The following is a 26,329-nucleotide window of genomic DNA, read 5'->3' on the forward strand; positions in this document are numbered from 1 at the left end:
AGAGAGATGCAGTATGAATGCAGATCGTTCGTTGCCAGGATCATGCCTGATCCATCCCAGTAAATGCAGCGAAGTCTATCCAGACGCTTGGCGCGGAACACGAACACGTCGCCGCAATAGGGATCGGCCGCAAGAGCTGACGCCACCAAAGCCACCAGGCCATTCATGCCGCGCCGGAAGTCGACAGGTTGCGTCGCAACCATGATCTTCACGCCATTTGGCGAAACTCCGATCACCGGCACCCTCTCAACGCCGCCACCATCGCTTGTGCCAGCTCAGGCGCTACCGAGCCGATAACCGTCATGCGCGCGCCAGCAAGCTCGATCTCAATCCGACCCGCGGCGAAGTGGGCAAAATCCGACGGCGAGCTCTCGGGAGGCGTTCGATCGCCAACCACCGTCACCGGCACGAACATCGCCTGCTGCGCGCAGGTCTTGGCAGAGCGAAGAGAGGTCAGGCCAGCTTCCCGACGCCAGACGTTCAGCAAGCCGCGATTGACGCCCCAGCGCCGGGCAACGGCCGAGATGTTCACGTCAGGTTCTGCGCTTTCCGCAAGAATCCGCGCATTCTCCTCGTCAGTCCAATTCCGCCGCTGCCGCCGACCGGTGATCACCTCGATCCGACCTTTCCCTCATGCCTGGCTTCATGCATGCCTTCAAGCATGGCATCAGCGCGATCTCCAACCATTCCATTCCGCTCCTATCGATGAAGAAGCTTATCTCGCGGCCTCAATCTCAAAAGGAAAGGTGGGGTGTTTGTCGCGCTCACATTTATGCAGGGCGCGGATGGTACCATGCGGATAATTAATTTGACCCCTCTTCTCCAATGTTACGACTAGAATCGCATTTAGGCCGGAGGAGACAATTAGCACCGCCGCGAGGCTCGTCGCAGTTGTCTCAAGGATGAGTCGGCAGGATTTGGGCCATGAGCTTAACGACGGATTTTATTGCAGAGCTGAGCAGGGCTGCAAACGGCGTAGAGAAACTCACGCATTATGAGGTAAGCCGCCTCTTAGAGCTATCAATCGATACCATCCGCGACAAGCGTAGGCAGACTGGCGTCGCAGGAATACACAGTGCTCGAGACGTTCAGATTGATCTCAGGTTATCCTCGGAGCGCGCTCGCGACCTGCTGCCGGAACAAGTCCAGGACGCTCTCATGGACGCAGCCGACGTCCTTGGGTCATTGAAAATCGTACTGGACCGGGACTGAGCGAGTTGTTGACGTCACTTGTCCCGACTGAAGCCGATCTGGGACAGCGTACTTCATTAATCAAGCCCGCAACAAGTCATTGCGGCAGGATCCCGCCGGTCACCACGGCATTACCAAGGAAATGAATGTATACTGGGGCCTAAAAGGCTGTGACAACCTAACCGCTTCCTGCGTTCTTGGGGCTTGCGCCGACAATACCGCTGCTGAAGAACGCACTCTTTCTGTTGGCATGTGTCATGGTTCGATGGACGTAGCTATGAACAGCTGGGCGAGTGAGGTGGAGAAATACATGAGGCGGTCAGTGATGTAGTCGCCATGTGGAATGTGGGGGCTGTGGGCGCGCAATCGACAGCGGGGGTGGAAATCGCTTGAAAGCGAGCTATCACATGACCGCCATCTGCAAGCACGTAGCCGAGGCGCACGCCGGCCGCGCGAAACGTTCAGCGCCGCACGCAGGTCTTCGACTTGCTGGTCTGGCGCATGATCTAGACGAACTCACTGCCGTTATCCACGTCCAGGACCAGAAGGGGAAAAGGCAAACCGGCGCGGATGCGCTCGAGTGTCTCAACGACGAAACTGCCTTTCCGAACCACAATCGGGCAGCCTCCGTCCAGCCGGTGGTGATATCGGTCAGCACCAAGCTGTGAATGAAGCTGCCGCGGTTGGCATTCCCGCAATGGTCAACCAAGTCCATTTCCATGCTGCCGGGAAGCGGTTCATTTCAATCGGCGAACGTCCGCATTTTGATCTGACGTTTTGGTTCTGGTACGATGCGCGGCTTTTTTGCTCGGCTGCTGTGCCTCGGCATCCTGAGTAGGCGGTCGATCGTCGCGGCACTCATCGACAGCGTCTTGTGCCGAATCTCCTCCTCGAGTTTCAGGTGACCATTGCGTTCCAGCGCGGGCAATAAGACCGGCAACAACGCCTTGAGGCACTTGCCGCAAACTCGATCGGAAGCCTCCCACAGCACGATCATCGCGCTCCGAGCGGCCTCGTCGTAAAGCGGCCGGCGCTGACGGACCTGCCGGCTCGTCGGCGCCGGCTGATGATTCAGAACACGGATGGCGGATTTCTCGTGATATCCCGTCGCGGCAATGAACTCCTCCAGGATCCTGCTTTTCTCTTTTCCGGTCGCATTGGCGAGTTCCATGCGCATCGTGCGCGGCATCGCTGTTGTCATCGTGATACCCTCCCTGGCGGTCAGGGTATCCATCACGTGCAGTCACAAGTAACATTCTAGATGAGGAAACGAACGCGCTTGGTAACATTTTCACTGAGGCAACGCGACTTGATGTTTGGCGCCGATTTTATGACATTAGGCGTCGCCGAAGTAAGGCAGTCGATACGAAGAAGGGCAATACGCCAAAAATGAAAAGTATACCAAAATGGAACATCACGTCGGCGGCTGGCCGGCCGAACATTGCCGGGCGAATGAGGTCGATCGCATGTGCCAGCGGCAAGAATGTCGCCATCTGCTGAACTTTACCGGGCAATTGAGTTGCCGGGTAGACAGCACCGGACAAGAACAGCATCGGCGTGAGAATGAGGGTCTGGTAGAAGATGAAATAGTCGTAGCTGGGCGCGAGCGCCACAACGATCATTGCCAGACTCGCAAACGCGATTCCGGTCAGGGCTATCACCGGCACCACATAAGGAATGGATGACCAAACCGCATAACCCAGAATGGCTGCGACGACCGCAATCGCAGTTCCGGCCAAAAGGGCCTTGGTGGCTGCCCAGGCGACTTCTCCCAGCACTACGTCGCCAAGGGTCATCTGCGTGTATAAGATCGCCTCCCAACTGCGTTGATCGCGCATGCGCGCGAAGGCCGCATAGATGGTTTCGAACGTAGACGCCGTCATCGCGCTAGCCGCGACCATGCCAGTTGCCAGGAAAGCAATATATGACATGCCTTCGACTCGTCCGACCATCAAACCAAGACCGGTCCCCAGACCAAAAAGATAGACCATGGGATCTGCTAGGTTGCCGAGAATTGACACAAGCGCGGCTTTTTTCCACGCGAGGTAGTTGCGGCGCCACATCGCAGTCCAGTTCCAGCCATTGGCAGGCAGAACTGCCGCATAATTTTCCCACATCTTTCAATCCTTCATCTCGCGCCCAGTCAGTCGTAGAAAAACGTCCTCGAGATTGGGGGGGCGCTGTAAAAGACGCAGATCCGTACGCTCCCGCAATTGTATTCGCACCTGCTCAGGAGCGGAGGAGTAACAAAAGAGGGTTTCTCCGCTTACCTCAATGCGCTGCGCGCATGTTTTGATACGCGCGCGCAGTTCATGTGGATTGCCGCCATTGATCTCAATGACTTGGCAGCCAATCTGCTCGTCGATCAGCTCTTGGGGCCGACCTTCGGCGATCTTCTGTCCTTCTTCAAGGACGCATAGCCGGTCGCATAACCGCTCTGCCTCCTCCATGAAATGCGTAGTAAGCAGGATCGTCTTGCCGCGTGCCAACAGCGAGCGCAGCCGCTCCCAAATCAGGTGGCGCGCGTGCGGGTCGAGACCGGTGGTGGGCTCATCTAATATGAGCAGTTGTGGGTCGTTGATGAGCGCGCGTGCCAGCATCAGGCGCCGTTTCATACCACCGGAAAGGCCTGCGACCCGCGCATCCGCCTTACTCTCAAGTCTGGCAAACTCTAGGAGTGACGGGATAACGGCTTCGATCTGACGGGTGCTCATATTGAAGTAGCGCCCAAAGACCAACAGGTTCTCACGCACTGTGAATTCCTGATCAAGGTCGTCGAATTGCGGAACCACCCCAATGCTTGCCCGCGCCAGACGAGCCTGCGCAGGCACTGGTGCGCCAAGCACCGTGATCTTGCCTGCGTCGGGCGGCGTCATACCAAGGACCATGCGCGCAATCGTGCTTTTGCCGGCACCGTTGGGCCCGAGGAGCCCGAAGCACTCTCCTTTTTTGACGGCGAACGAAAACCGATCGACAACAGTTCGGTCGATATAGGTTTTCGTGACGTCAATCAAACTGATTGCTATCGCGGCCATGTGCTTGCCGAGAAAGCCGTGCAGTCCACCGGGGATACATCGGTTTCGCTCGTCCTTGTAAGCAGCAAGCCATCGCACCATACGTGGCCTATTTGTCCCCACTCGCAAGCCGCTGCAGCGTCGGGGAAAAAACCCCGGCCGTGATAGTTGGCACTCGTGTTGCAAAGCAGCGGAATACCGGTGAGACTTTCATATTCGGCCAAAAGCTTCGAGACTTCGTGCTCGGAGTTTCGCGAGATCGTTTGAAGTCTCGCAGTTCCATCAAGGTGCACTACAGCAGGGATCCGTGCTCGCCATTCCGGGCGTGTCGTATGATCGAAGAGCATGTAGGGATCTGGAGTGCCGGGGTCGAAGATATCCTGTGCGCGGTCTTCGAAGCAAATTGGGGCTACAGGCCGGAAATGCTCGCGGAATTTCACTTCGTTGAGATGATCCTTCATTTGCGGGGAAGTCGCGGCGGCCAAGATGCTTCTGCCTCCCAACGCCCGTGGCCCAAGTTCTGCACGGCCGGCAAGAAAAACAACCGGTTTGTTAGATGCCAATATCCTGGCGAGTTCGGCCAAGGTGCATGGAGCAGCTTTCCACCCTGGCGGGATCGCGCTACTCTTCAGCTCAGGGCCGCTGTAAACTGACCAGTCAAGCGGAGCGAGACCACGCTCGACAGCAAGCGCGCAGCAGGCGGCGCCAATAGCCGATCCGCTGTCGTTGGGAAATGGGGGCACCCAGACTGATTCAAACAGACCACTGGCTCTGAGCGCGCTGTTCCATTTGATGTTAAGGCCGCATCCGCCGGCCACGCACAAGTTTCGGGATTCGAATTGCGACTGCGTCTGTAAAGCAATCGTCATCTCTCCAACGAGGAGGTGTTCAAGGAAAACATGAAATGAAGCAAGTACATCCTGGGGTTTTTCAGACTGTAACCGGGACGCGCTTGCGTCGAAGTAATCATTCACGCGTGCAAGCAATGCGTCTGCATTATGAATGTTTTCCCTATAACCGACCGCGCGCAGCGTTTCTCCGGCGAAGTGTTCCTTGTAGAGCTCCCGAAACACGTTTAGGATGTTCTCCTGAGCCGCGCCAAGTGCAATGTAGGCCATTAGCTTTCCAGCGACACCCAGGTCCCAGCTTTTTGGATCCGCCTTCCTGTACGGCCCGAAGTGATGGCCGGCGACAGCATAGGCATGACCTATCATCGGGAACATGCACTTGATTGATCGGATCCCTTTGGGCTCCGCATAGTAGAGCCGTGGAAATATGCAGCCATCCCATACCAAGCAGAACGAAGGTTCTCCGGCTCTGGCAAACGGACTGGTGCAGTACGCGGAGACGACGTGGCTTATGACGTGCGGAAAACTTTTGTAGGGGAGGATCGAACCGCTGAGCGAGAGACCCGAGCTGTCATGGGACTTTAGAGGGCTCTCTGGCCACCGTTCGATATAGGGAGCTCCACTGAGAGTTATGGGGAGGCCTTCGCTGAAGACCTGGAACTCTGATTCAAGTTCTCCGTCCCACCCGTCGATGACGAATTGATCAACGTCCCCTACGCTCAAACCGTGTTCGTTCAGGGCTTGGACAATCGCGTCAAGGCTGTCGATAGCTTGATAGCGGAGATTGTTGTTGCGCTTCTCCTGCTCAATACAGAAGATAAGTTTCCCGTCTTCGATGAGGGCAACTGCACCGTCGTGTGTGAGTTTAATTCCGCAGATGCGCATAAGATCTCCATATCTAACGCGGTAGCCGGATCATTGAGAAACGGGGTGGCGATATCGGGTAAGCAAACAGTCTTCGTTGGTGGTTTGGCCGACGCATCGCACACGATCAATTTGGACCAATTCCTGATCCAACATCGTAATGACGGTTTCGGCACCAGCCACGTGACCCCAACGTTGGCAGCTCGCATCACCTGCCGATCCGAATATTAGATGCCCGGATGGCGCGAGCATTTGTGCCAAGTTGCGGACAGCCGTTCGCATCTCAGCAACGCTCTCAAGGTAATAGAGCACCTCAGCTACCACGATCAGATCAAAGAGTTTTCGTGCCGAGAACTGGAGGATATCGCGGCTTATCCAGGAGATATTCGGCGGATCCTTTAGTCGTCGACGCGTTCGAGCGAGCGCATGGGGCACCACATCAATTACGGTGAGTTGCTCGCAATGCGGCGCAAGTCTTTCGGTGAACGCCCCGGCTGCGCATCCGACTTCGAGCGCGTTTGTTATTGATTGCTGCGCAAGCGCCAGCCGTAGCATTTGACTATGTCGCTCCTGCTCGAACGGGTTGCTGTCAAGCCGCCATGGATCGTCTTCAGCCAACTCATCATGCAGCAACTGATAATGCTTTTTCTGATTCAACTTCCTGCACCTCTTTTGGCCAATCCCGCAACTGATGTTAGGTTTGTCCGCCTTCAGCCTCGCCGTCAGCTGGAACATCCAAAGCCGACCAAGACTTCGGATGCTCGCGAAAAGGTTAATCCATCGGTAGAGATTTAAGGGATGATGTTTCCGCGCTGCGGGGGGGGGGGTTGCAAGACATCAGTGCGAGAGAGCCAAGCACTATTGCTTAACGTACACAGCGCATATGCTTTAAGGGGAAGAATGAGGAAAAGGTTGATTGGCGTGTGGGCAGCGAAAGTTAGAAATCGAAGCTGGCGAGCGCGAAGCGCAGCCACACAGGTGCGCACCACCGTCATGAATGCTATCATCGTTATCGTCGACCACGGTATCGTGGCTGCCACCGCAATCTGCGCAAGCCCCATCAATACCGACACAGCAAGAAGCAGCGGCCCGAGATTCTGCCCGATCACGTCCAATGTTAGATACCGGTCAAGCCTGCGTAACAAGCGCAGCGCTAGCAACGTGTCTCGGAAGGTGCTGCGCGCCCAGCGCAACTGTTGGCGCAGATACGATGCGAGCCGGTCTGGCACGACTGTGGCTGCAATGGCATCCGCAACATACTCGGTCCGAAAACCAGCTTTGAGCATTAGGATTGTAAGATGACGGTCCTCACCAAAATCGCTTGTTTTGCCGCGAAACAGTTGCGTCTCGTATTGGTCGAGCACCAAAAGCAGTGCAGATCGGCGGTACATGGCGCATGGACCACAACAGCACATCACCGCACCAAAACGTGCCTGTGCCGCCCGCTCCTCGTTGCAGGCCAGCCAGTATTCCATGTCGATCAGTCGTGTCAGCCATGTGTCGCTGCGATTTCTGGCTACTAATTGTCCCATAACCGCGCCTATCGATGGATCGCGCATCTTGTGGACGAGCTTCGTGACCATGTCGGGAGCAAGCGTGGTGTCTGAGTCGACGTTTAGAAGCAAGTCACCGGATGAGCGGCGTATCGCGGCGATCTGCGCCTTGCGCTTTCCGGCATTTGTAGGGAGCAGAATGAAGTTGAACCGCGGATCTCCCGCATATGTGTTGTGTACGGGTGCGAGGTCCTCGCGGTTTGTAGAACCATCATCTACCACAAAAACCTGCAGCTGCCCAGAATAATCCTGATTTGCGACAGACTCGAGGCACGCCGAGAGAATGTCCGGGTGTTCATTGAAACAGGGAACAATCACGTCGACGCTTGCCAGCGCGGCGGAGGGGGGGGGGCTTTCGGAAGAGGCAGAAAAAGAACTTGCCGTTGGGGCATACAGGACCTGCATGCCCTTATAGACGCCAGAAAGAAGCGCATACAACGAAATTGCCACCGTGCCGGCTGTACCAAATAGATCCATGCAGATACCGTCCGTTAATTATCCTGGGAGAGCGTTCGGATGACAAAACCACGGTCGTGCAACCCGGTAATGACACGGGAAAGCGCCATGAGCGTCTGGTCGCGCAAGCCAGAAAGCTTGTGTCCTACAAGCTCGTTAGGGGGGCACCCGTCGTGCAACAGCACGATGGCGCCTGGCTCGACTGAAGCCAGCACTGCATCAACAATGGCGTTGACACCAGGGCGCGACCAGTCCCGCGGATCTACGGACCAATGTACAGCTTGGAGCCCCATGCGCGCTGAGATGCTTAGCACGTTTTCGTTCCAGAGCCCGTATGGAGCGCGGATAAACTTGGGTTCAGCCTGAGGAGAGGCCGACTTGATGGCCTCTCTTGCTTCGGTGATCTGATATTTTATTTCCTCGATTCCGCATGTCGTCAGATCCGGATGGGTCATAGTATGGTTGCCAACCTCGTGCCCTTCGGCAACGATTCGTCGGATAAGTTCTGGTTGATCCGCGGCATAAGCACCGATGACGAAGAACGTAGCGGGTACGCGTTGCTCCGCCAGAACATCCAGGATATCAGGCGTGCAATATGGGTTTGGTCCGTCGTCGAACGTCAGATAAACGCTACGGTTGGCGCTGTTGCCCGAGACTTTGCAACTACAATCCAGCTGTTTCATAGCTCTGGGCCATTACGATCAATTAGCGTGCCGGAAGGCCACTCGTTCATTGAGCGCGCTATGGGAAACACGACAGCGAGGGGGTCCTCAATTCGCGTGGCTGGCAGATCGAGGTAGACCTCTGGGAGAGTGGAGCGGACGCGGACCCCTGGGAGGATGGTCGCAATACCGCCGCGGCACAGTCTCTCAACGTGCTTGTACAGCGCGTGCCGAACCGTGCCGAACGCGAATGGGACGCCGAGCCGCTGCAACTCCGGATACAGCGTAAACATTGAATGACTAAGCCCAAGTCCTTCAAGATCGGCACGCACTCCCCACAACCCCAGTTCCCCCACCAGGAGATCCACCTCCCCGACCTTGATGAAACGCCGCAACATGCCCATGTGGGCGGCAACGCCATGCGAGTCGTAAGCAATCACGCGCATTTCAGGCCGCGCTCCGGCCCAACTCCGGCCACCTTCGAAGGGCATTGCATTGAACGCGCCTGTCGGCCCGTAGGTATTACGAAAGAATGCAGAAAGTTCTGCGTGATCATCGACCTGCAGCTCATTTTCCCAACAAAGGTTCCATTGCACGTCAGCAGGCATTTTTGTCTCTCTATGCTTCTGGCAAAACTTGCGGTTATCCGCACGCGTCTAGTATGCAGCATATGAATAACCAGTGGTATTAGTTCTATGCAGTAATGGCTGCAATCAGTGAAATTGATTGTTTGGATGAAACTCATCCATCCCGTGGATGGAGCATATGTGCAGAACCTGTTTGGCCCGCGATCGGTTTCTTCTCCACTTGCAGCTCCTGCGTGCTTTGGTTAATCAAGCATCAAACTTTTTCCGAACGCAGATGGTCCAGTTGGAGCTGCGCATGGATGTCTTGCTACTCTAGCTTCGGTAAAGCCGAGATGGGAAACTCGCGGTCGTTGCTATACTTCCCTGAACGCTAGAACTGCGTTCAGGCCCCCCATGGCAAAGGCGTTGCTTAGCGCTATTCGAATCTTCCTTTCACGCGCAACATTTGGCGTGACGTCGAGATCGCAATTGGGGTCGCGTTCATTGTAATTTGCCGTGGGCGGAACGATCCCTTCGCGGATCGCCATCACACACGCAATCATTTCGAGGGCGCTCGCCGCACCCAGGCAATGTGCGTGCATGGACTTGGTAGACGAGATCGCCATTGAATATGCGCGCTTACTGAAGACGTGCTTGATCGCTGCCGTCTCGACTTCGTCATTCGCTTTGGTGCCAGTGCCGTGCGCATTAAGATAATCGACGTCGTCAACATTCAACCTCGCATCTTTGAGACAGGCGCGCATCGCTGCTTCGGGTCCCTCAGCCGCCGGCGCCACAATGTCGAAGGCATCCGCCGAAACGCCGATACCGGCGATCTCAGCGAGGATAGATGCGCCACGTCGTGAAGCGTGCTCATAGCTTTCCAAGACGGCCATGCCTGCACCCTCTCCAAGCACCACTCCCTTGCGGTCCGCGGAGAAGGGGCGACAAGTGTCCGGGGCAAGTATGCGCAGAGCCTCCCATGATTTCAGCACGCCCCACACAAGCGGCGCATCGCTGCCGCCGGCGAGCATGATGTCGGCCCGTCCAAGCCTGATCTGATCCGCCGCCAAAGCAATCGCGTGATTAGCCGAAGCGCAGGCAGACGTTGCGCCAAAAACTGGTCCGCGCAGACCGAATTGCATGCTGACCTGGCCGGCAGCTGCGCAAGGCATCACCTTTGGCGCCGTAAGAACTTCAGCCCGCTTCGCGCCACTCAGAAGGAGTGCGCGGTAATTCTCCTCAATCGCCTCCCAGCCGCAGACACCGACGCCAACGGCGGCACCAAAGCGGTGCGGATTTCCTTCTTCACCGGAGAGCCCGGCCTGTTGCATTGCTTCTCGCGCGGCAAGCACGGCAAGAAGACTGAAGCGGTCCATGGTCGCGAGCTGCCTTCGACTGATGTCGTGCTTCGGCAACGTCTTGATCTCAGAGCCAACGACACCCGCCAGCTCACGGAGCTGAGGATTGGCCATCGGCCCGATGGCGGAGACGCCTTTACACATGCTACGCCAGATAGAGGCGGCATCCGTACCGAGCCCGCACAACCCACCAACTCCGGTGATAACGACGCGCCCATCCATTCAAGCCTCCTTGGCAAGCAAGCTTCGGACAGCCACGACCACATCGCCGACCGTCTGTAGGTTCGACCAAGCATCCGCCGTATTCATCTCGATCTTGATGTTGTAGGCTTGCTCAAGGTCCCAGAGGATATCAGCGAACGCAAGAGAATCGAGGCCGAGCGAGGTCAACTCGGTTGCCATAGTCAATTCGGCGCTCGGAGTGGCGGTTGTCGACTCATCTCGCTCCGCTAGCGCGCGATTGTTGATTGTGGCAATAACCTCCCTAGCAAGTTGATCAGACATACTGTTCCTTTCATCATAAGTTTCAATTTAGACGCCGCCTGATCCTGAACTCGTTGCTGAATTGAACCCAGCAAGCTCGTGCCGTCGATCAAGCCGATTGTGAATGGAAATCGGATGTGAGCCGGCCGGATCTTGGCTGAGCATCGAGACCATCGAGGGTTGCCATTGCCCTGAGCATCAGTTGCTTTTGCTATGCAGCATTGATGGGGATAAGAAAAATCTATTGTTTCGATTGCAGCCATCCATACCCTGGATGGAAGGATCTCTTTGTTGAGGCGGATGGAGCGGATGCGCGCCTAGACTAGATGCCGTAATGGGCCGGCGTCTCATGAGTAGCCAGTTGGGTGGCTGTCCCTCAGAATGATGATGTTTGGAAACGAGGTCCGAGCGATCGGCCTCAAGCATCATGAGAGGAACAGCCATGGAATATTATGCAGGAATCGACGTCTCGCTGAAAGAGAGCAGCGTGTGCGTGGTCGACGCGACGGGCAAGTTGGTTCGCGAGGTCAAGGTAGGCAGCGAGCCTGAATGCCTGGTCGGGTATTTTGATCAACTGGACTTTCCGGTAGAGCGCATCGGCCTTGAAGCGGGGCCGTTGTCCCAATGGCTACACGCGGCTCTCGTTGCTGCGGGTCATGAGGTGGTTTTGCTGGAAACGCGGCATGTGAAGGCGGCGCTTTCGGCGATGACGGTGAAGACCGACCGCAAGGATGCACGGGGGATCGCGCAACTGCTCCGCATGGGGTGGTATCGTCCGGTCCACGCCAAATCGTCGCCGGCCCAGGACACTCGGGCTCTCCTGGTTGGCCGCAAGCTTCTGCAATCCAAGCTGCTCGACGTCGAGCTCAGCATCCGGGGTATCCTGCGTGGCTATGGATTAAAGGTCGGCGAAGTCAGCCGAGGGCGTTTCGAGGCGCGCATCCGCGAACTGATTGCAGGGCATGCGATATTGTCGATGGTGATTGACGCGATGCTGACGGCGCGAGCAGCGCTGTGGAGCGAATTTACGAAGCTGCACCGCGAGATGCTCAGGATCGCCCGCGCCGACAGAGTTTGCCAACGGCTGATGAGTGCGCCGGGTGTCGGTGCCTTGGTTGCGCTGACCTACCGCTCCGCGGTCGATGATCCAGCCCGGTTCGAAAAGTCCAGCACAGTGGGTGCCTACTTCGGGCTGACGCCGAAGAAATATCAATCCGGCGAAACTGATCGCGATGGCGGTGTCAGCAAGGTCGGCGACGCGATGGTGCGAACCGCATTGTTCGAGTCTGCGCACATAATGCTGACGCGGGCGACGCGCTTTTCCAGTCTAAAGCGCTGGGCGCTCGATGTGGCCAGGCGTCGCGGGATGAAGCGCGCGAAGGTTGCCCTCGCACGCAAACTGGGTGTCGTACTTCACCGCATGTGGATGGATGCGACGTATCCATCCGAGGTGGGCCGCGGGACTTGGGGTCTCGCGCGTGGTAGCATAGCAGAATGGAGATCGACGAGGACAAAATCGATGACGCGGTCCTGTGTGATCCGTTGAACAAGTCGAAGTCGCTGGTCCTGACGGACGAAGGTCTACGGCGTTCGGAAGAACTATTCCGCCGGTTGTTTACACGGTAAAATCCAGTTTCGGCTTTCACCCACAGCCCGGTGTTCAGGTTTTGCGTCGCGCTTTTCGGACCCATTTTGCGGCGAGGTCATCGACGGCTTTGTTGAGCTGCGAGAAGTTGGCGCTGTTGGGATTGTAATCGCTGCTGCCCCACCATTCTAGGATTTCGGCATGTCGCTCGTGCGCCGGGTCTGCAAGCGCCTCGCGGAACTCCTGATAACCCCATGGACCACCAACGTCTTCTGGCGGGCAGTGTCCCGTTGCTTCGAGGAGCATCGGTCCTTCCGTGCCGACTGCAGGAAAGGTGCGCTCGATCTTGATGCTGTGTTCCCAACCGTCGCCAAAGTCGTAAAGGTATTTGAACGATTTCGCACCGGTGTCCTGGACTGCCGACAGCAGCGAGACCCTGCGGGCATCGATCGGACCATCCCCCCATTCCTCGTCTGGCAAACCAAAGCCGACGTCACGCATGCGGAATTCGTAAAGGTGGCTGTTGGTCCAGCCCATCGCCGCCTGCAATACCTCGTGCAGCCGACTGAGCCTGATGGTGAACGGTACGACAACGCGCCGCATCACTATCGGCTCGACATGATCGAGGGTGACCTTCAGGCGGACGGCAGAAGCCACCATCGTCAGGCCGCCAGCATTACGGTTGCCGGCGATGCACGTTTCCACTCCCAGGGCAGCAGTTCGTGCAGGCGCGTCACAGGATGGTCGGCGATGCGAGCCAGGACATCGGCAAGCCACGCCTTTGGGTCGACATCGTTGAGGCGGCAGGTGGTGATGACGGTCAGCATGACAGCGGCACGATCGGCCCCACGCTGGGAACCGGCGAAGGTCCAGTTCCGTCTTCCCAATGCGACACTTCTCAGCGCCCGCTCGGCTGCGTTGTTCGTGAGACAAACTCTACCGTCTTCGAGGAAGAGGGCAAAGCCCTCCCAGCGCTTGAGCATGTAATCGATCGGCTCGATGACCTCGGACGATCTGCTGAGCGTGGCGCGTTCCTTCGTCAACCACTCGTGCATGTCATCGAACAGCGGCTTGCTTCTCTCCTGCCGCGCAGCCAGTCGTTCTTCGGCACTCAATCCGTTGATCTGCCGCTCGATCCCGAACAATTCGTCGTAGCGCTTGACGGCCTCAAGCGCGATCGGCGAGATCGGCTTGCCCTTGCGTTTGCGATCCCGCGCATTCTTCTGGATATCGGCCAGCTCAAAGAATTTACGCCGCGCATGCGCATGGCAAAAGGCGAAGGTGATCGGCACCTCTTTCGTTGCGGCAACAGCGATCGGCTCGAAGCCATTGTAGCAATCGCTCTGTAGAATGCCGCCGTATCTGGCCAGGTGCTTCTGCGGATGTTCGCCGCGCCGGTCACTCGACGCATAATAGATTGCGGCTGGCGGCGCTGTTCCCCCGAATGGCCGGTCATCGCATACGTAAGTCCATATGCGTCCGGTCGTGCATTTGTCCCTGGCCTGAATGGGAATGGTGGTGTCATCACCGTGAAGACGCTCGGCCGCAAAGACATGCGCCTCGATCAGATCGAAGACAGGCATGAGAGCGGCTGTTGCGTACCCGACCTGGTCGGCCAGCGTCGAGGTCGAAAGATCGATCCCCTCGCATTTGAACCGGGCACTCTGCCGGTTGAGCGGGCTGTGCATGCCGAACTTGTCGAACAGGATCGTCGCCAACAGATGAGGACCGATGAAGCCGCGCGGCGTGGCATGGAACGGTGCCGGCGTCTGACTGATCGCCTCACAGTCACGGCACGTGAACTTTTCCCGCACCGTCTCGATCACCTTGAACCGGCGCGGAATCTCTTCCAGCGTCTCGGTGACGTCCTCGCCCAGCTTCGACAAGCGTGAACCACCACAGCAGGCGCAAGTCGTCGGCGGCTCGATGACGATACGTTCGCGCTCGATATCGTCCGGCCATGGCTTGCGCACCGGTCGTTTGCGCGTGAACGAACGTACGCTCGAGGTTCTGGCGCTTGCTGCCTGTGCCGCGACCTCGTCCTCCGTCGCCGCCGTCACGAGTTCCTCGAGCTGCAGTTCCAACTGGTCGAGCAGGCGCGCCGTGCGTTCAGAGCGCTGGCCTCGCAACTCGCGCCTGAGCTTCTCGATCTTCAATTCCAGAGCAACGATCAGCGCCTCGTTGTCAGAGAGCATCGCCTGCGCATTGGCCGCTTCCGCAACTGCGATAGCGTGTTTAGCCTGCAAGGCTTCATGCTCGCCAAGCAGCGCCAGGTAAGCGCCAACAACATCCACAGGAAGATCGACAGGCTTTGAGATCATGAAGCCATTCGATCAGATTTCCCCTGTATTTTCAATTGAATAATGCTAGCCGACCTTCGTCGGCCGCCAGGTTTCTTGAGGGTGCCTCCAGTCGATCCCGGACAGAAGATAACTCAGCTGCGCGGGTGATATCGCGATCGCGCCGCCTTCCGCAGACGGCCAGACGAACCGGCCGCGGTCCAACTTTTTTGTAAAAAGGCAGCTCCCCTGGCCGTCACTCCAGATCACTTTTATCAGCGATCCGCTACGACCGCGGAATACAAAAAGATTGCCGTCCAGAGGGTTCAGTTTCAGCACCTCCTGCACCCGCAACGCAAGCGATGGAAACCCACACCGCATGTCGGTATGGCCCGTTGCAATCCACACCCGCACATTTTGACCGGAAGGAAGCGTGATCACCGCAACGTCTCCAGACCCCGCATGATCCGCAGCAGCGCCTCAACGTCGACGCTGCCGTCCACGACCACACGACGGCCGTTCGCCGCGACAATCTCCATGCGGCCGGAAGGAGGCGCTACCGGATGCTCCATCGCAGCAGGTGGAGTGACCTGCTTCACCGGCACAAAAGTTTCCGGCATGACGAACGCCGGCACAAAACCATCGGTTTGTTTCTGGCTGTGCAAACCCTGGCGAACCGATTGCGCCAACGGTTTAACAGCGAGCGGCTGATGCCGTACTGACGGGCCGTGGCCGACGCCCGGCCTCTCCCCGCAAAGCTTTCTGCGACAATCCGCAGCTTCTCATCCTCAGTAAATCGACGCCGCCGTCCGGTGTTGATCACCTCAAGACGGCTCACCCGAGACCCGCTGTCCCCTTCAAAAATCTCCATCTGCCCAACTGTCCTTATGCCTGGGAATAAGGACAGGGTCTGAACAGTTTTATCCAATATTCAAAGGCGGTCTCGCTCGGACGGATACGATGCGACGGACTTTCGCTGGAGCGCAAACCCTATGGCGGCATGAAGAGAGCTACGTGATTGACGCGGGCAAGTGCAAGGCTTGCGTCTGATGAGGTCCCGTCGCTGGGACGCAGGCTTGGCAAGGTCGTGTGTAGTGCTGTGACCGCTTCGGCGAAGCACGCTTTCTAGATTGACCTGTCGGCTTGTTGATCTGATGGCATAGTGTGGCGGTCTTCGTGCTGACCACGGACAGAAGCATGGCCTCAGCGACGAGATAATCATTCAGAGGGACTTGACGAACAAAGGCCCATTACAGAAGCATTACAGTTGCATTTATTTGCATTGCCTGAATCTATAGGTCTCCATGATTCGGAGGTCATGGATGATTGGTGCATCGATAGAGACGACGCTGGAGCTTTGGGCATCCTCGCTGCGCGAGGTGAAGGGTCGTATGAGCGGATTGTTTACGCAGGAGCGCGTTGCCGCATCGGCAAACCTTTTTCTGGACGGCTTGCTGGGTGACGAGCGGCGCAAGACGGGATGGATGCGCGCGGAAGCGGCTGGCGATCCCGGCCCGTGGCGGCAACAGGCGATTTTGGGCCGGGGACACTGGGATGCGGATGCTTTGCGCGACATCGTTCGTGGCTATGTCCTTGAGACACTGGCTGATCCTGATGCAGTCCTGGTGATCGACGAGACTGGTTTTCTCAAGCAAGGCAAGGCGTCCTGCGGGGTCGGTCGGCAATATACAGGTTCGGCGGGCAAGATCACCAATTGCCAGATCGGCGTGTTCGCATCGTATGTCTCCCTGCATGGTCATGCCTTCATCGACCGGGCACTCTATCTGCCGAAAGCCTGGACGGATGACCGGGAACGTATGGCCAGGACCCATGTGCCGGACAATATCGGCTTTCTGACCAAGCCGGCATTGGCGCTCACGATGATCGAGCGGGCGATCGCTTCGGATGCGCCGTTTTCCTGGGTGGCTGCCGATAGTGTTTATGGCGTGGGCGACATCGAAATGGCACTCAAGCGAGCCGCCAAGGGCTATGTGCTGGGCGTGAACGCCAACCATCCCTTCCGCTCCTGGGGTAAGCCGCTTGCTGTGGCCGGCACGGCGAAGGACATCGCTGAAGCCCTGCCTGAGAATTTCTGGCGACGCCTGTCGGCAGGCGATGGCACAAAAGGCGCACGGTTGCATGATTGGGCATATCTCGAACTGGCCGATCTCGACGCCGATGTTTTCGACGCGGCATTCCCCGGTATCTGGACACGCGGACTGCTGATCCGCCGCAGCATCGCCGATGGCGATCTTGCTTTCTTCTCCACATGGTGCCCGGTTGGCACGTCCATGGAAAAGCTGGTGACGGTGGAAGGCCATCGTTGGGCGATCGAAGACAGCTTCGAGACTGCCAAAAACGAGCTTGGTCTCGATCACAATGAGACCCGATCATGGCATGGCTGGCATCGCCACGTCTCCCTCGTCATGCTCGCATTCGCCATGCTGGCAGTGATCCGGTACCGCGCCAACGACGCGACACCCCAAAAAAGACCGAGGATGCCGACCATCAAGATCTGATCCGCTGGTCCGTCCAGGAAATCCGGCGCATTGCCACCAGGCTTGCCAAGCGTCGCATAAAGCCAGCCTACATCATCGCATGGTCATGCTGGAGGCGAGCCCATCAGGCCGCCGCTCGACGAGCTCATCTGAAAACTAAAATGCAACTGTAATGCTTCTGTAATGGGCCTTTGTTCGTCAAGTCCCTCTGAATGATTATCTCGTCGCTGAGGCCATGCTTCTGTCCGTGGTCAGCACGAAGACCGCCACACTATGCCATCAGATCAACAAGCCGACAGGTCAATCTAGAAAGCGTGCTTCGCCGAAGCGGTCACAGCACTACACACGACCTTGCCAAGCCTGCGTCCCAGCGACGGGACCTCATCAGACGCAAGCCTTGCACTTGCCCGCGTCAATCACGTAGCTCTCTTCATGCCGCCATAGGGTTTGCGCTCCAGCGAAAGTCCGTCGCATCCATCCACATGCGGTGAAGTACGACACCCAGTTTGCGTGCGAGGGCAACCTTCGCGCGCTTCATCCCGCGACGCCTGGCCACATCGAGCGCCCAGCGCTTTAGACTGGAAAAGCGCGTCGCCCGCGTCAGCATTATGTGCGCAGACTCGAACAATGCGGTTCGCACCATCGCGTCGCCGACCTTGCTGACACCGCCATCGCGATCAGTTTCGCCGGATTGATATTTCTTCGGCGTCAGCCCGAAGTAGGCACCCACTGTGCTGGACTTTTCGAACCGGGCTGGATCATCGACCGCGGAGCGGTAGGTCAGCGCAACCAAGGCACCGACACCCGGCGCACTCATCAGCCGTTGGCAAACTCTGTCGGCGCGGGCGATCCTGAGCATCTCGCGGTGCAGCTTCGTAAATTCGCTCCACAGCGCTGCTCGCGCCGTCAGCATCGCGTCAATCACCATCGACAATATCGCATGCCCTGCAATCAGTTCGCGGATGCGCGCCTCGAAACGCCCTCGGCTGACTTCGCCGACCTTTAATCCATAGCCACGCAGGATACCCCGGATGCTGAGCTCGACGTCGAGCAGCTTGGATTGCAGAAGCTTGCGGCCAACCAGGAGAGCCCGAGTGTCCTGGGCCGGCGACGATTTGGCGTGGACCGGACGATACCACCCCATGCGGAGCAGTTGCGCGATCCCCCGTGCATCCTTGCGGTCGGTCTTCACCGTCATCGCCGAAAGCGCCGCCTTCACATGCCGCGTTTCCAGCAAAACCACCTCATGACCCGCAGCAACGAGAGCCGCGTGTAGCCATTGGGACAACGGCCCCGCTTCAAGGCCGATGCGCTCTACCGGAAAGTCCAGTTGATCAAAATACCCGACCAGGCATTCAGGCTCGCTGCCTACCTTGACCTCGCGAACCAACTTGCCCGTCGCGTCGACCACGCACACGCTGCTCTCTTTCAGCGAGACGTCGATTCCTGCATAATATTCCATGGCTGTTCCTCTCATGATGCTTGAGGCCGATCGCTCGGACCTCGTTTCCAAACATCATCATTCTGAGGGACAGCCACCCAACTGGCTACTCATGAGACGCCGGCCCATTACGGCATCTAGAGCTGGGGCGCCAGGTTCGAGACCCCAGCCGCAGGAAATCCGGGCCGAAACCGGAAAGCTAGGGCGGCGCGCCGGGCAGACGGTGGCGAAGGTGTAGGCATTTGTAGCCGGTCCCGCGGCCGCGCGAACAGGCTCCACGTGGGGCTAGACCCGTATCAATGTTCCTTATTGGCCGATTTGCCTCATGTTTTTGAATGAGGTCGCCTCCTCTCGGGCGACTACGCTTCGTCATCCAAAAAGAAGGAGCCACCGCATGCAAATCAGGCAGATCGGGGCCGACATCGTTTTTCGTCAATAATTCACCAGATCACGGCTGATCACGTTCTTCGAACAAAATGGCCAAAAGCGTTTCGTCGCCTTCCAGGCTTGTTCCGGCGCATGTTGGCTGGCATTCCAGCGGCTCCCATTGTGGCTTGGGCAATTTCGCCCAAATAAGCCGGATTCGCTGAAGCAGGATCTGACGGGACTGTCGTTTCTTCTTGCAAAGCGGAGGCGAACCATACACTCGAACCAATTCGATCATTTTACCCTTGGCGAGGCCACCGGCGATTTCTGCCACTGCGGCGGGGAAGTCTTTTTGCATCCCCCTGGGTCCCTTCCCCTGGCTTCGGGTGACGGGGACGCGGCGTCAGCCGCACGAACGCGAGTTCGGCCAGTTGCGCGGCCACAGTGCGCTCCTGCATGACAGCCCCGAGCATCTCCTCGATCCGTCGCTTCAGGTCTTTGCGCCGCCAGCGCATTACGCCGTAGCGCTCGGGATCGGGGTCTTGTTCCACCAGCGCCACCAACGCGGCCTTCTGCGCCGGCGTCAGCCATGGCGGGCGCCCCGGTGACCTACGGTTGGAAAGCCCGCTCAGCCCGTCCGCATTGTAGCGATGGACCCAGTCGCGCGGCGTCTGGCGATCCATGCCACAGGTCTCGGCCGCCGTCTTATGGTCGACGCCCTCCAAGACCAGAGCAGTCGCCAGCATCCGACGCGCCCCAGGGCATCCCGCATCTTCGCTGCAGCAGCCCGAACTTGCGCCGCCGTCAGGTCCATCCCTGTGACTGCAATCCCTGCCATCCAAACCTCCTTCAGCTCGGGTCGTTGCTATCATTCCATGTTGGCGCAGATTTTCCACGGCAGCGCCGATCTGCTGCTCAGTCCTAGAGCCGGTTGACCTGTGTTGAACAAAGGATCGAAGCAATGGTCGCGCTGGCTTCTCCCAAGGCTTCCGCCATCTCCATCGTGCATGTGCAGGGGGCAATCTCGGCGGCTATGGTACGCTTTTCGTGAATGCAAAGCGGATGCGTAGGAACTCCATAAGGGCAAGGACTTCGCGGCCCGATTAGGCCCAAAGCTTCAACACGGTGAGCTTCGCCTCTCTCATTACTCGGCTAGTGGAAAATAGCGGCCGCCACGATAAACCAATGAGCCGCCGTTGCCGATGCAAATGCCGACGACGCGGCCGAGCACAATTACATGGCTGTATCGTTCTATGGCTTCCTCAACCTTGCAGTCCACGGCCGCCACGGCATCCTTAAGGACAGGCGCGCCGCTGATCAATTGCGTCCACTCAGCACCGCGATAGCGTTCCGCGCCTTTCAGCCCGCCTCGACCGGCGAACTGGTTCGCCAGTATCTCGTGGGCGTGGCCCAGGATGTTGACGCAAAAATGCTCGAACCGCGCGACGGCAGGCCACGTCGACGAGGAACGATTGAGGGAAACGAGCATGCATGGTGGCTCGATCGAGAGGGCAGTCGCGGAAGTAACAGTTGCTCCTGTACGCTCTTCACCCTCCCCTGCGGTGATGATGCTAACGCCACCGCCCATCCTGCGCAAAGCACATTTCAGGGCGTCGGAGTTCACCGGGTCTGCGCCATTGCGGATCACTATGTCGGTGTGCACGTGCAACTGGTCCGGCATGGGATTACTCCTTTGTTTAGGAAGCAATCTTCCTCGAGCCGCCTCACCCAACGGGGTAAACGAAACAGCGTGCCCATTGCTGCGATCTATGGTGCTGTCGCAGGATTATGCAGCATGCGGCGAGATGCGAGAAATCGCTTGTTTGCATGGCAACCATCGGTGCCGTGAATGCGCCAAGGCATGCATCAGGTTCGCGTAATCATAGCAGAGCTTGATCGCCCTTGCCGAACAGGCCTTCGCGAAGTCCGGATTTGTGCCAGGTTCGATGTCGCGAGGCCAGCGACAAGCATTTCAATTGCACAAAAGCGTCGGCTTACCCATCGGGCTTATGGAGCGTCGACCTTGAGCTCCGTAGAAACGTCTGGTGTGAGGGCGCTAGAAAAGCGCGACCAGCCTGCGCGAGTTGAGGCGTGCGATGGATGGGCACACCTTGGTGAGAGCTAATAGCGAGGCAGTCGCTATTAGCTCCGGGTGCTTCAGTCGCTTAAGATATTCAGTCTCAGACCCGGTGCGTTCGGGCAGCGCGAGCGCAGGATTTGAGCCACTTTGATGGCAAAGCCGTTTGCCACAGGCCCTTCCCTCACAGCTCTTGACCACGGTGGCATACTCGTTACTCTGATCGAGATAACCTAGGTGCAATGTCCGGCCGCCACATTTGTTCCCGCGATCAAATGTGAGCCTTTGCAGAAGCCTTATATCCAGCATCGCTGGTGTGCCTGGGCCCGATAGCGCCGCCGCGAGAAGGGGCTCGCGCGCGCACCGGCAGTGCCTGTGCGGCGTGGCACTATTCAGCTCGCTTGGCGCTTTCTCCAGTTCCAGAAGGACGGCGCCGTGCCCGCTGATTCGACGAAAGCGTGCCTACGACCGCAAAACCACTGGAAGAAATGATCGCGGCGCTTGCCTGCACGTTGCCGATTGCACTCTGGCCTCTTGCCACTGCAGGCGAGGTGCCCGAGGGCATTGTCCTGCGGCCGGCTTCCTGAGAGACGCGCCCGGTCCAAAAGCCCAAAGCCTATCATTCAGTCTCCTCACCCCTTGATTTGTCGTTTGGTGCGTTCCGGTCAGGTCGCGCTGCCGCGGCGATTTCGTGGCGGAGCCACTGATGTTCCGGGTCACGATGGGAACGCTCGTGCCAGATCAACGCAACCTCATATGGCGTCAGGTCCACGGGAGGATGGAGAACCGCGAGCGGCAGCATGGTAGCGATCTGGGTAGCGATGCGATGCGGCATGACGAGGACAAGATCGGTCGCCGCAATCACAACTGCCGCCGTCAGCACATTGGAGACCGCGATCGGATACCGGCCCAATATCCCCAGCTTGGAAAGTTCGTCATAGACCTGACCGAAGCGGTCGTTGGCGTCTGACAAAATGGAGGCGTGACGCAACTCAGCGAAGGCACTTATGCTCCACTCTCGCTCTAGCACTGGGTGGTCGTGGCGTAGCAGACAGGTGAGGCGGTCCGCGTAAAGCTTACGCCGCAAGAAGCCCGGCGGTGCGGCACTGATCTGCCCAACAGCTAAATCAATCTCACCTTGCTCAAGCCGCCGCAGCGCACAGTCCAACAGCGGATTGGTGACGATGTCGAGATGAGGTGCACGCTCCTGCAGACGGGGCAATAGACGCGGAAGCAAGATGAGCGCTTGATGGTCGGGAATCGCGATAGTTGCCTTCCAGCGCATGTCTCTGGGGGTTAAGCTACGATTCACCATTTCGCGGATCGCGTTCAATACAGACGGCAGCATATTGCCCAGGCGTTCGGCCCGCGGCGTCGGCACCAAACCGCGCGAGCCGCGAACCAACAGATCGTCATTGAACATGCCACGCAGTCTTGATAGTGCCCGGCTCATTGCCGGTTGACTTCGGCCGATGTGTTGGGCCGCATGTGTTATATTCCGGTACTGCAATAGCGCTTCGAGCTCCACCAGCAGGTTCAGGTCGATTGATGTCAAGCTCGGCATCTGTCGTTGCTGTGCGGCGTCACCGTCAACGATGAACGAATGTGACCTCTTCCAAACGGAGTGATCCATAATTTTCTCTCCTCGGACAATGATGTTCTCACCCCACACCCTTGGCCGTTTGCGAGGGATTAAGAAAATCCTTCCTCCGCCTTTCACGATAGCGAACGGCGGGTCGGTTGGAAGCACTTAGGCTATGACGATGCGTTCAAGGGTCCGGCGCGGTATAGACATTTGCAGGCATTCCCTAACTTGAGTTTAGCTCAACGCGCCAAAACAGCATGCCCGACATATGCCGAAATTATATTCGTTTCCTGAACTCAGTTTATTGGATGCCCGAACTGCCAATTATGATCCCTTTGCAACAATGCCTCTCGGCGTGATTCCACTTTGCCTGCGATAGTGCACACGCCTTTCTAGTCGAATTCCCCGAGAGTGCAAAAATCGAGTTTCGCATGGCTGTCATCCACGCCATGGATACATTCGTTTTCATGCTTCTTGGTCAATGTGCTCGTACTAACTGGAGGCCCTCACCTCCGACGCTCAGGACCTGTGTCGCGCCAGCGGCCCTGTCCGGCCGCGTTGATGAGCCCTACGCCAGCGCTGTTTCGCTAACGCTTCTTCGCAAGGAGTTCCTCAATCATGTCCGCAGCGCATGTTGGGATTTGAAGTTTGCATGGCAAGGAAACGTCAGAAAGCACTAGGATGTCCTTACTATTCATTTATCGGAGAGAGATCCCATTGATGTGTCCACGACATTGCAGCCCGGAGCCAGGCCCAACAAAGATGATGCGGTTTAGCAGTGGGCGGTGGGACGCACAAATGGGGGCTGCGTGCTCTGCCGGCGAGCTGACGCACCAAGGCGGCCATACGCTAGACCAAGGCTGCACGACACCAAAAGCTATTCTGAATCTTGACGCGCGGGTGCCTATTCAGCCACGCACTTCATGGCAATTGCATCGCCGCTAAAATGATCATGACGATTAGCTGCGGTCAAATTGACTCGGCCACGTTGTGGTCGAGCGCCCATTCGCATGAGGGTGTCTAAGACACGCCAGGTTGAGTTCTACTGAGCGCCTGATCCCTGTTTCGCGGTTTCATAGAGACCCGTGACTTGCCCTGAGCGCCGTTACCCCGACGGCGTCATTTGGCAATAAGAGTTACTGTTTGGATGTCAATGACCCGCACTGTGGACACGTCAAAGCATGCGTTTTAAGGGCCTCGATCTCAATCTTCTAGTTGCGTTCGATGCTCTGATGTCACAACAAAGCGTCACCGCAGCTGCACGTAGCATTAACCTCAGTCAGCCGGCCATGAGTTCTGCTCTCGCCCGGCTACGCACCTATTTCGGTGATGAGCTGTTTACAATGCAGGGCCGCAAATTCCTCCCAACTCCGCGTGCCAAAGCCCTTGCCCCCGCAGTCCGCGATGTTCTGCTTCATATTCAGTTTTCCATCATTTCATGCGACGTGTTCAATCCTGCCATGTCCGAGCGACGTTTCAGAATTATTGTGTCCGATTTCGTGACACTTGTCTTCTTCGAAAAGGTTGTAGAGCGTGTGGCGCGGGAGGCTCCAGCCGTCGGCTTTGAATTGCTGGCTCCCGCCGATGAACCCAATGAGCTACTCCGGCGCGGTGAAATCGATTTCCTAATCCTTCCTGAGCAGTTCATGTCGAACGCGCATCCCCAAGCGAGACTGTTTGAGGAGACACTCGTCTGCGTGGGCTGCGCCATGAACAAACAACTTTCACAGCAGCTTTCCCCTGAGAAATACCTGTCGATGGGGCATGTTGTAGCCAAGTTCGGGCCTGCGCTGAAGCCCTCCATCGAAGAATGGTTACTGGTCGAGCACGGTCTAAAGAGGCGCATTGAGGTCGTCGCGCCCGGCTTCAGCTTGATCCCGCCGCTGCTGTCAGGGACCGAGCGTATAGCGACCATACCCTTGCGGCTCGCCTGTCATTTCGCAAAGTTAATTCCCTTGCGGATCGTCGAGCTCCCGCTGGCACTTCCAGCATTTACCATGGCCGTCCAGTGGCCCGCCCGTCGCAACAGGGATCAGGCAAGCATTTGGATGCAAGAGATTTTGCTACAGGAGGCCGGTCGCATGGCTGCCCTGACTAACGCCAGCGGACGTCCTGGGCCCAGCGGCGTTTGAGAAATGCATTTCACAGACTTTGACAGTTCTCATGGTGTGCTAGGTGTCGCCGCTGCACGAGGCCCTTCTCGCCCTTGCACTTAATGTAGCCATCCATTACGTGGTCTGCTCGTCGACTTGGCTCCTTCTAGCAGGTCTGGCTGGTCCTCGCCTTGCCATTCGAAGAAGAGCTGGCCGAGCTCGGCGCGCGCCGCCGCCGGCGGCACTACCCCAAGAGGGGCCGCCACCGAGAGCCAATCGATCTGACGGAATAGGCTTTGCCACCCGCTTCTGTCAAGCGAAGCGAGGAATTGACCCCTTGGGCGAAACGAAGATTTGACCCCCTTCATTGATTGGTCGTTTCGTTTGGTTCAAGCGCCGCTCCGGCCTTCTGCAGAAGGCCGGAGCGGCGCTTTTCGCGAAGCCGATAGCTGTCGCCTCGGATGGTGATCACGGTCGAATGATGAAGCAGGCGGTCCAGTATCGCCGTGGCAACCACTGGGTCACCAAAGACGCTTCCCCATTCTCCCACAGAGCGGTTGGAGGTGATCAGGATTGATCCCTTCTCATAGCGCCGAGAGACCAATTGGAAGAACAGGTGGGCGGCGTTGGCTTCGAACGGAAGATAGCCGAGCTCGTCGATGATCAGCAATTTCGGCCGCGACAAGATCGTCAATTGCTTGTCGAGCGAACCATCGTTGTGTGCTTTGGCCAGCATCGCTACCAACGTGGCAGCGGTCACGAACTGCACGTTGTAGTTCTGACGTATCGCCTCGCGGCCAAGGCTGACAGCAAGGTGGGTTTTACCCGTACCAGGAGGCCCAAGGAATAGGACCGTATCGCCGTGAGCGATCCAGCGGCAGGTCGCCAGTTCCCTGATTTGCCCATGATCAAGCGACGGCTGCGCCTCGAAGTCAAAGCCGTCGAGTTCGCGCACGAACGGGAACTGCGCCAGCTTGCTCGACATGGAGATGCGCCGCTCATCGCGCCGGGCAATCTCTCGCGATACCAGGAATGCCAGAGCTTCGCGCAAGTTCATCTTCGAGCGGGCCGCCTCGTCAAGCAGAGTGTCGAGCTGATCGCGGATCGCCGTCAGTTTCAGTCGATCGAGTGTTGCGATGAGCAGGTCGTGATCCACGTTCGTCATCACCAGCCTCCTCCAACAACCGCCTCGTATTCGGCGAGCGGCCGCAGCAAGGCGGCTGGCGCTATCTCAACTGGAGCTGTGCGCACCAGTCCTTCGCTACCAGCCACGCCAACAAAATGGGACCGGTCCACGATCCGTTGTCGCCGTCCCTGGCAGAGAGCATGATCGGCCACTACCTGGCCCGCGTGACGGATGATCACACGGCCTGTTCAATCCGGCTTGCGTGACTTGCAGGGAACGGA

At 57.7% G+C, this 26,329-nt stretch carries 23 protein-coding genes and 5 pseudogenes; 6 read left to right on the top strand and 22 right to left on the bottom strand.

The features are described from left to right. Positions 1-14 precede the first annotated feature (14 nt). Together tnpB (NMA58_RS30165) and tnpA (NMA58_RS30170) are read right to left on the bottom strand one after the other, a co-directional pair. Positions 15-236: pseudogene (gene tnpB, locus NMA58_RS30165) on the bottom strand (IS66 family insertion sequence element accessory protein TnpB); the annotation flags it as partial. After that, positions 233-687 (bottom strand): annotated as a pseudogene (tnpA, locus tag NMA58_RS30170) (IS66-like element accessory protein TnpA). The pseudogenes tnpA (NMA58_RS30170) and tnpB (NMA58_RS30165), both read right to left, overlap by 4 nt. 237 nt (positions 688-924) lie before the next feature. On the opposite strand from tnpA (NMA58_RS30170), the gene NMA58_RS30175 reads away from it, so the two are divergent. Together NMA58_RS30175 and NMA58_RS30180 are read left to right on the top strand one after the other, a co-directional pair. Beyond that, a complete protein-coding gene (locus NMA58_RS30175; RefSeq protein ID WP_416068545.1) occupies positions 925-1,212 on the top strand; it encodes a hypothetical protein in 288 nt (95 codons plus the stop codon). Between the two features lie 368 nt (positions 1,213-1,580). After that, the gene (locus NMA58_RS30180; protein ID WP_434715004.1) at positions 1,581-1,859 is read left to right on the top strand and encodes a hypothetical protein; all 279 of its coding nucleotides are present in this window, start codon (positions 1,581-1,583) and stop codon (positions 1,857-1,859) included. Between the two features lie 74 nt (positions 1,860-1,933). On the opposite strand, the gene NMA58_RS30185 is transcribed toward NMA58_RS30180, so the two are convergent. From NMA58_RS30185 to NMA58_RS30230, 10 genes are all read right to left on the bottom strand, one after another. Beyond that, positions 1,934-2,425, bottom strand: coding sequence for a hypothetical protein (locus tag NMA58_RS30185; protein ID WP_434715006.1), 492 nt, complete (start codon positions 2,423-2,425; stop codon positions 1,934-1,936). Between the two features lie 94 nt (positions 2,426-2,519). Beyond that, a complete protein-coding gene (locus NMA58_RS30190; protein ID WP_416068542.1) occupies positions 2,520-3,308 on the bottom strand; it encodes an ABC transporter permease in 789 nt (262 codons plus the stop codon). 3 nt (positions 3,309-3,311) lie between these two features. Continuing rightward, positions 3,312-4,226: a nodulation factor ABC transporter ATP-binding protein NodI gene (gene nodI / locus NMA58_RS30195; protein WP_416068541.1), complete on the bottom strand. Its 915-nt coding sequence runs from the start codon at positions 4,224-4,226 to the stop codon at positions 3,312-3,314. Continuing rightward, positions 4,214-5,938, bottom strand: coding sequence for a nodulation protein NodU (nodU, locus tag NMA58_RS30200; protein ID WP_416068540.1), 1,725 nt, complete (start codon positions 5,936-5,938; stop codon positions 4,214-4,216). Before nodU ends, nodI begins: the two co-directional genes overlap by 13 nt. Before the next feature lie 30 nt (positions 5,939-5,968). Beyond that, positions 5,969-6,574: a nodulation methyltransferase NodS gene (gene nodS, locus NMA58_RS30205; protein ID WP_416068539.1), complete on the bottom strand. Its 606-nt coding sequence runs from the start codon at positions 6,572-6,574 to the stop codon at positions 5,969-5,971. 134 nt (positions 6,575-6,708) lie between these two features. Further along, a complete protein-coding gene (nodC, locus tag NMA58_RS30210; RefSeq protein ID WP_434715009.1) occupies positions 6,709-7,947 on the bottom strand; it encodes a chitooligosaccharide synthase NodC in 1,239 nt (412 codons plus the stop codon). A 14-nt stretch (positions 7,948-7,961) separates the two neighbouring features. Then, complete coding sequence (gene nodB, locus NMA58_RS30215) at positions 7,962-8,609, bottom strand: chitooligosaccharide deacetylase NodB (protein ID WP_416068537.1); 648 nt, start codon at positions 8,607-8,609, stop codon at positions 7,962-7,964. Further along, positions 8,606-9,196: a NodA family N-acyltransferase gene (locus NMA58_RS30220; RefSeq protein WP_434715011.1), complete on the bottom strand. Its 591-nt coding sequence runs from the start codon at positions 9,194-9,196 to the stop codon at positions 8,606-8,608. The genes nodB and NMA58_RS30220 overlap by 4 nt, the downstream gene beginning before the upstream one ends. Before the next feature lie 332 nt (positions 9,197-9,528). Then, positions 9,529-10,737, bottom strand: a complete 1,209-nt coding sequence (locus tag NMA58_RS30225) for a beta-ketoacyl-[acyl-carrier-protein] synthase family protein (protein WP_416068535.1) — start codon at positions 10,735-10,737, stop codon at positions 9,529-9,531. Beyond that, entirely contained in the window at positions 10,738-11,019 is a 282-nt protein-coding gene (locus NMA58_RS30230) for an acyl carrier protein (protein WP_416068534.1), read from the bottom strand. Between the two features lie 421 nt (positions 11,020-11,440). Here NMA58_RS30230 and NMA58_RS30235 point away from each other — a divergent pair. After that, positions 11,441-12,436 (top strand): annotated as a pseudogene (locus NMA58_RS30235) (IS110 family transposase); the annotation flags it as partial. Positions 12,437-12,492: 56 nt separating this feature from the next. Next, the gene (locus NMA58_RS30240) at positions 12,493-12,624 is read left to right on the top strand and encodes a DUF6429 family protein (protein ID WP_416068533.1); all 132 of its coding nucleotides are present in this window, start codon (positions 12,493-12,495) and stop codon (positions 12,622-12,624) included. Between the two features lie 34 nt (positions 12,625-12,658). Here the strand turns inward: NMA58_RS30240 and NMA58_RS30245 are convergent, their stop codons facing one another. The 4 genes and pseudogenes from NMA58_RS30245 to tnpA (NMA58_RS30260) form a co-directional block, all read right to left on the bottom strand. Further along, on the bottom strand, positions 12,659-13,243 hold the full coding sequence (locus NMA58_RS30245; protein WP_416068532.1) for a plasmid pRiA4b ORF-3 family protein: 585 nt from the start codon (positions 13,241-13,243) through the stop codon (positions 12,659-12,661). 2 nt (positions 13,244-13,245) lie between these two features. Next, on the bottom strand, positions 13,246-14,904 hold the full coding sequence (gene tnpC / locus NMA58_RS30250; RefSeq protein WP_416068531.1) for an IS66 family transposase: 1,659 nt from the start codon (positions 14,902-14,904) through the stop codon (positions 13,246-13,248). Between the two features lie 45 nt (positions 14,905-14,949). Continuing rightward, positions 14,950-15,243 (bottom strand): IS66 family insertion sequence element accessory protein TnpB, encoded by a 294-nt coding sequence (tnpB, locus tag NMA58_RS30255; protein WP_112982801.1) that lies wholly within the window; start codon positions 15,241-15,243, stop codon positions 14,950-14,952. 56 nt (positions 15,244-15,299) lie between these two features. Next, positions 15,300-15,733 (bottom strand): annotated as a pseudogene (gene tnpA, locus NMA58_RS30260) (IS66-like element accessory protein TnpA). Between the two features lie 433 nt (positions 15,734-16,166). Here tnpA (NMA58_RS30260) and NMA58_RS30265 point away from each other — a divergent pair. Further along, the gene (locus NMA58_RS30265; RefSeq protein ID WP_416068529.1) at positions 16,167-17,381 is read left to right on the top strand and encodes an IS701 family transposase; all 1,215 of its coding nucleotides are present in this window, start codon (positions 16,167-16,169) and stop codon (positions 17,379-17,381) included. 409 nt (positions 17,382-17,790) lie between these two features. Here NMA58_RS30265 and NMA58_RS30270 read toward each other — a convergent pair whose 3' ends face one another. The 4 genes from NMA58_RS30270 to NMA58_RS30285 all read right to left on the bottom strand — a co-directional run bounded on the left by NMA58_RS30270 (position 17,791) and on the right by NMA58_RS30285 (position 22,877). Further along, a complete protein-coding gene (locus tag NMA58_RS30270; protein WP_099086550.1) occupies positions 17,791-18,822 on the bottom strand; it encodes an IS110 family transposase in 1,032 nt (343 codons plus the stop codon). 644 nt (positions 18,823-19,466) lie between these two features. Further along, the gene (locus NMA58_RS30275) at positions 19,467-19,913 is read right to left on the bottom strand and encodes a helix-turn-helix domain-containing protein (protein WP_416068528.1); all 447 of its coding nucleotides are present in this window, start codon (positions 19,911-19,913) and stop codon (positions 19,467-19,469) included. A gap of 398 nt (positions 19,914-20,311) precedes the next feature. Next, positions 20,312-20,848: a flavin reductase family protein gene (locus tag NMA58_RS30280; protein WP_416068527.1), complete on the bottom strand. Its 537-nt coding sequence runs from the start codon at positions 20,846-20,848 to the stop codon at positions 20,312-20,314. 1,015 nt (positions 20,849-21,863) lie between these two features. Next, positions 21,864-22,877 carry a LysR family transcriptional regulator gene (locus tag NMA58_RS30285; RefSeq protein WP_416068526.1) on the bottom strand — a complete coding sequence of 338 codons (1,014 nt, stop codon included), beginning with the start codon at positions 22,875-22,877 and terminating at the stop codon, positions 21,864-21,866. 1,133 nt (positions 22,878-24,010) lie between these two features. Between NMA58_RS30285 and NMA58_RS30290 the strand changes: the two genes are divergently transcribed. Next, complete coding sequence (locus tag NMA58_RS30290) at positions 24,011-24,961, top strand: LysR family transcriptional regulator (protein WP_416068525.1); 951 nt, start codon at positions 24,011-24,013, stop codon at positions 24,959-24,961. A 325-nt stretch (positions 24,962-25,286) separates the two neighbouring features. Here the strand turns inward: NMA58_RS30290 and istB are convergent, their stop codons facing one another. Continuing rightward, entirely contained in the window at positions 25,287-26,087 is an 801-nt protein-coding gene (gene istB / locus NMA58_RS30295; RefSeq protein WP_416068524.1) for an IS21-like element ISSme2 family helper ATPase IstB, read from the bottom strand. After that, a pseudogene (locus NMA58_RS30300) lies at positions 26,087-26,293 on the bottom strand (IS21 family transposase); the annotation flags it as partial. The gene istB and the pseudogene NMA58_RS30300, both read right to left, overlap by 1 nt. Between the last annotated feature and the right edge of the window lie 36 nt (positions 26,294-26,329).

This window comes from Rhizobium sp. YTUHZ045 (genome assembly GCF_051124255.1).
Classification (GTDB): domain Bacteria; phylum Pseudomonadota; class Alphaproteobacteria; order Rhizobiales; family Rhizobiaceae; genus Rhizobium.

Excerpts from the sequence above, each read along its gene's own strand:
- NMA58_RS30175 (WP_416068545.1), top strand. The coding sequence starts at position 925 with ATGAGCTTAACGACGGATTTTATTGCAGAGCTGAGCAGGGCTGCAAAC.
- NMA58_RS30185 (WP_434715006.1), bottom strand. The coding sequence starts at position 2,425 with ATGGATACCCTGACCGCCAGGGAGGGTATCACGATGACAACAGCGATG.
- NMA58_RS30190 (WP_416068542.1), bottom strand. The coding sequence starts at position 3,308 with ATGTGGGAAAATTATGCGGCAGTTCTGCCTGCCAATGGCTGGAACTGG.
- nodI (WP_416068541.1), bottom strand. The coding sequence starts at position 4,226 with ATGGCCGCGATAGCAATCAGTTTGATTGACGTCACGAAAACCTATATC.
- nodU (WP_416068540.1), bottom strand. The coding sequence starts at position 5,938 with ATGCGCATCTGCGGAATTAAACTCACACACGACGGTGCAGTTGCCCTC.
- nodC (WP_434715009.1), bottom strand. The coding sequence starts at position 7,947 with ATGGATCTATTTGGTACAGCCGGCACGGTGGCAATTTCGTTGTATGCG.
- nodB (WP_416068537.1), bottom strand. The coding sequence starts at position 8,609 with ATGAAACAGCTGGATTGTAGTTGCAAAGTCTCGGGCAACAGCGCCAAC.
- NMA58_RS30220 (WP_434715011.1), bottom strand. The coding sequence starts at position 9,196 with ATGCCTGCTGACGTGCAATGGAACCTTTGTTGGGAAAATGAGCTGCAG.
- NMA58_RS30225 (WP_416068535.1), bottom strand. The coding sequence starts at position 10,737 with ATGGATGGGCGCGTCGTTATCACCGGAGTTGGTGGGTTGTGCGGGCTC.
- NMA58_RS30230 (WP_416068534.1), bottom strand. The coding sequence starts at position 11,019 with ATGTCTGATCAACTTGCTAGGGAGGTTATTGCCACAATCAACAATCGC.
- NMA58_RS30240 (WP_416068533.1), top strand. The coding sequence starts at position 12,493 with ATGGAGATCGACGAGGACAAAATCGATGACGCGGTCCTGTGTGATCCG.
- NMA58_RS30245 (WP_416068532.1), bottom strand. The coding sequence starts at position 13,243 with ATGGTGGCTTCTGCCGTCCGCCTGAAGGTCACCCTCGATCATGTCGAG.
- tnpC (WP_416068531.1), bottom strand. The coding sequence starts at position 14,904 with ATGATCTCAAAGCCTGTCGATCTTCCTGTGGATGTTGTTGGCGCTTAC.
- tnpB (WP_112982801.1), bottom strand. The coding sequence starts at position 15,243 with ATGCGGTGTGGGTTTCCATCGCTTGCGTTGCGGGTGCAGGAGGTGCTG.
- NMA58_RS30265 (WP_416068529.1), top strand. The coding sequence starts at position 16,167 with ATGATTCGGAGGTCATGGATGATTGGTGCATCGATAGAGACGACGCTG.
- NMA58_RS30270 (WP_099086550.1), bottom strand. The coding sequence starts at position 18,822 with ATGGAATATTATGCAGGAATCGACGTCTCGCTGAAAGAGAGCAGCGTG.
- NMA58_RS30275 (WP_416068528.1), bottom strand. The coding sequence starts at position 19,913 with ATGCTGGCGACTGCTCTGGTCTTGGAGGGCGTCGACCATAAGACGGCG.
- NMA58_RS30280 (WP_416068527.1), bottom strand. The coding sequence starts at position 20,848 with ATGCCGGACCAGTTGCACGTGCACACCGACATAGTGATCCGCAATGGC.
- NMA58_RS30285 (WP_416068526.1), bottom strand. The coding sequence starts at position 22,877 with ATGGATCACTCCGTTTGGAAGAGGTCACATTCGTTCATCGTTGACGGT.
- NMA58_RS30290 (WP_416068525.1), top strand. The coding sequence starts at position 24,011 with ATGCGTTTTAAGGGCCTCGATCTCAATCTTCTAGTTGCGTTCGATGCT.
- istB (WP_416068524.1), bottom strand. The coding sequence starts at position 26,087 with ATGACGAACGTGGATCACGACCTGCTCATCGCAACACTCGATCGACTG.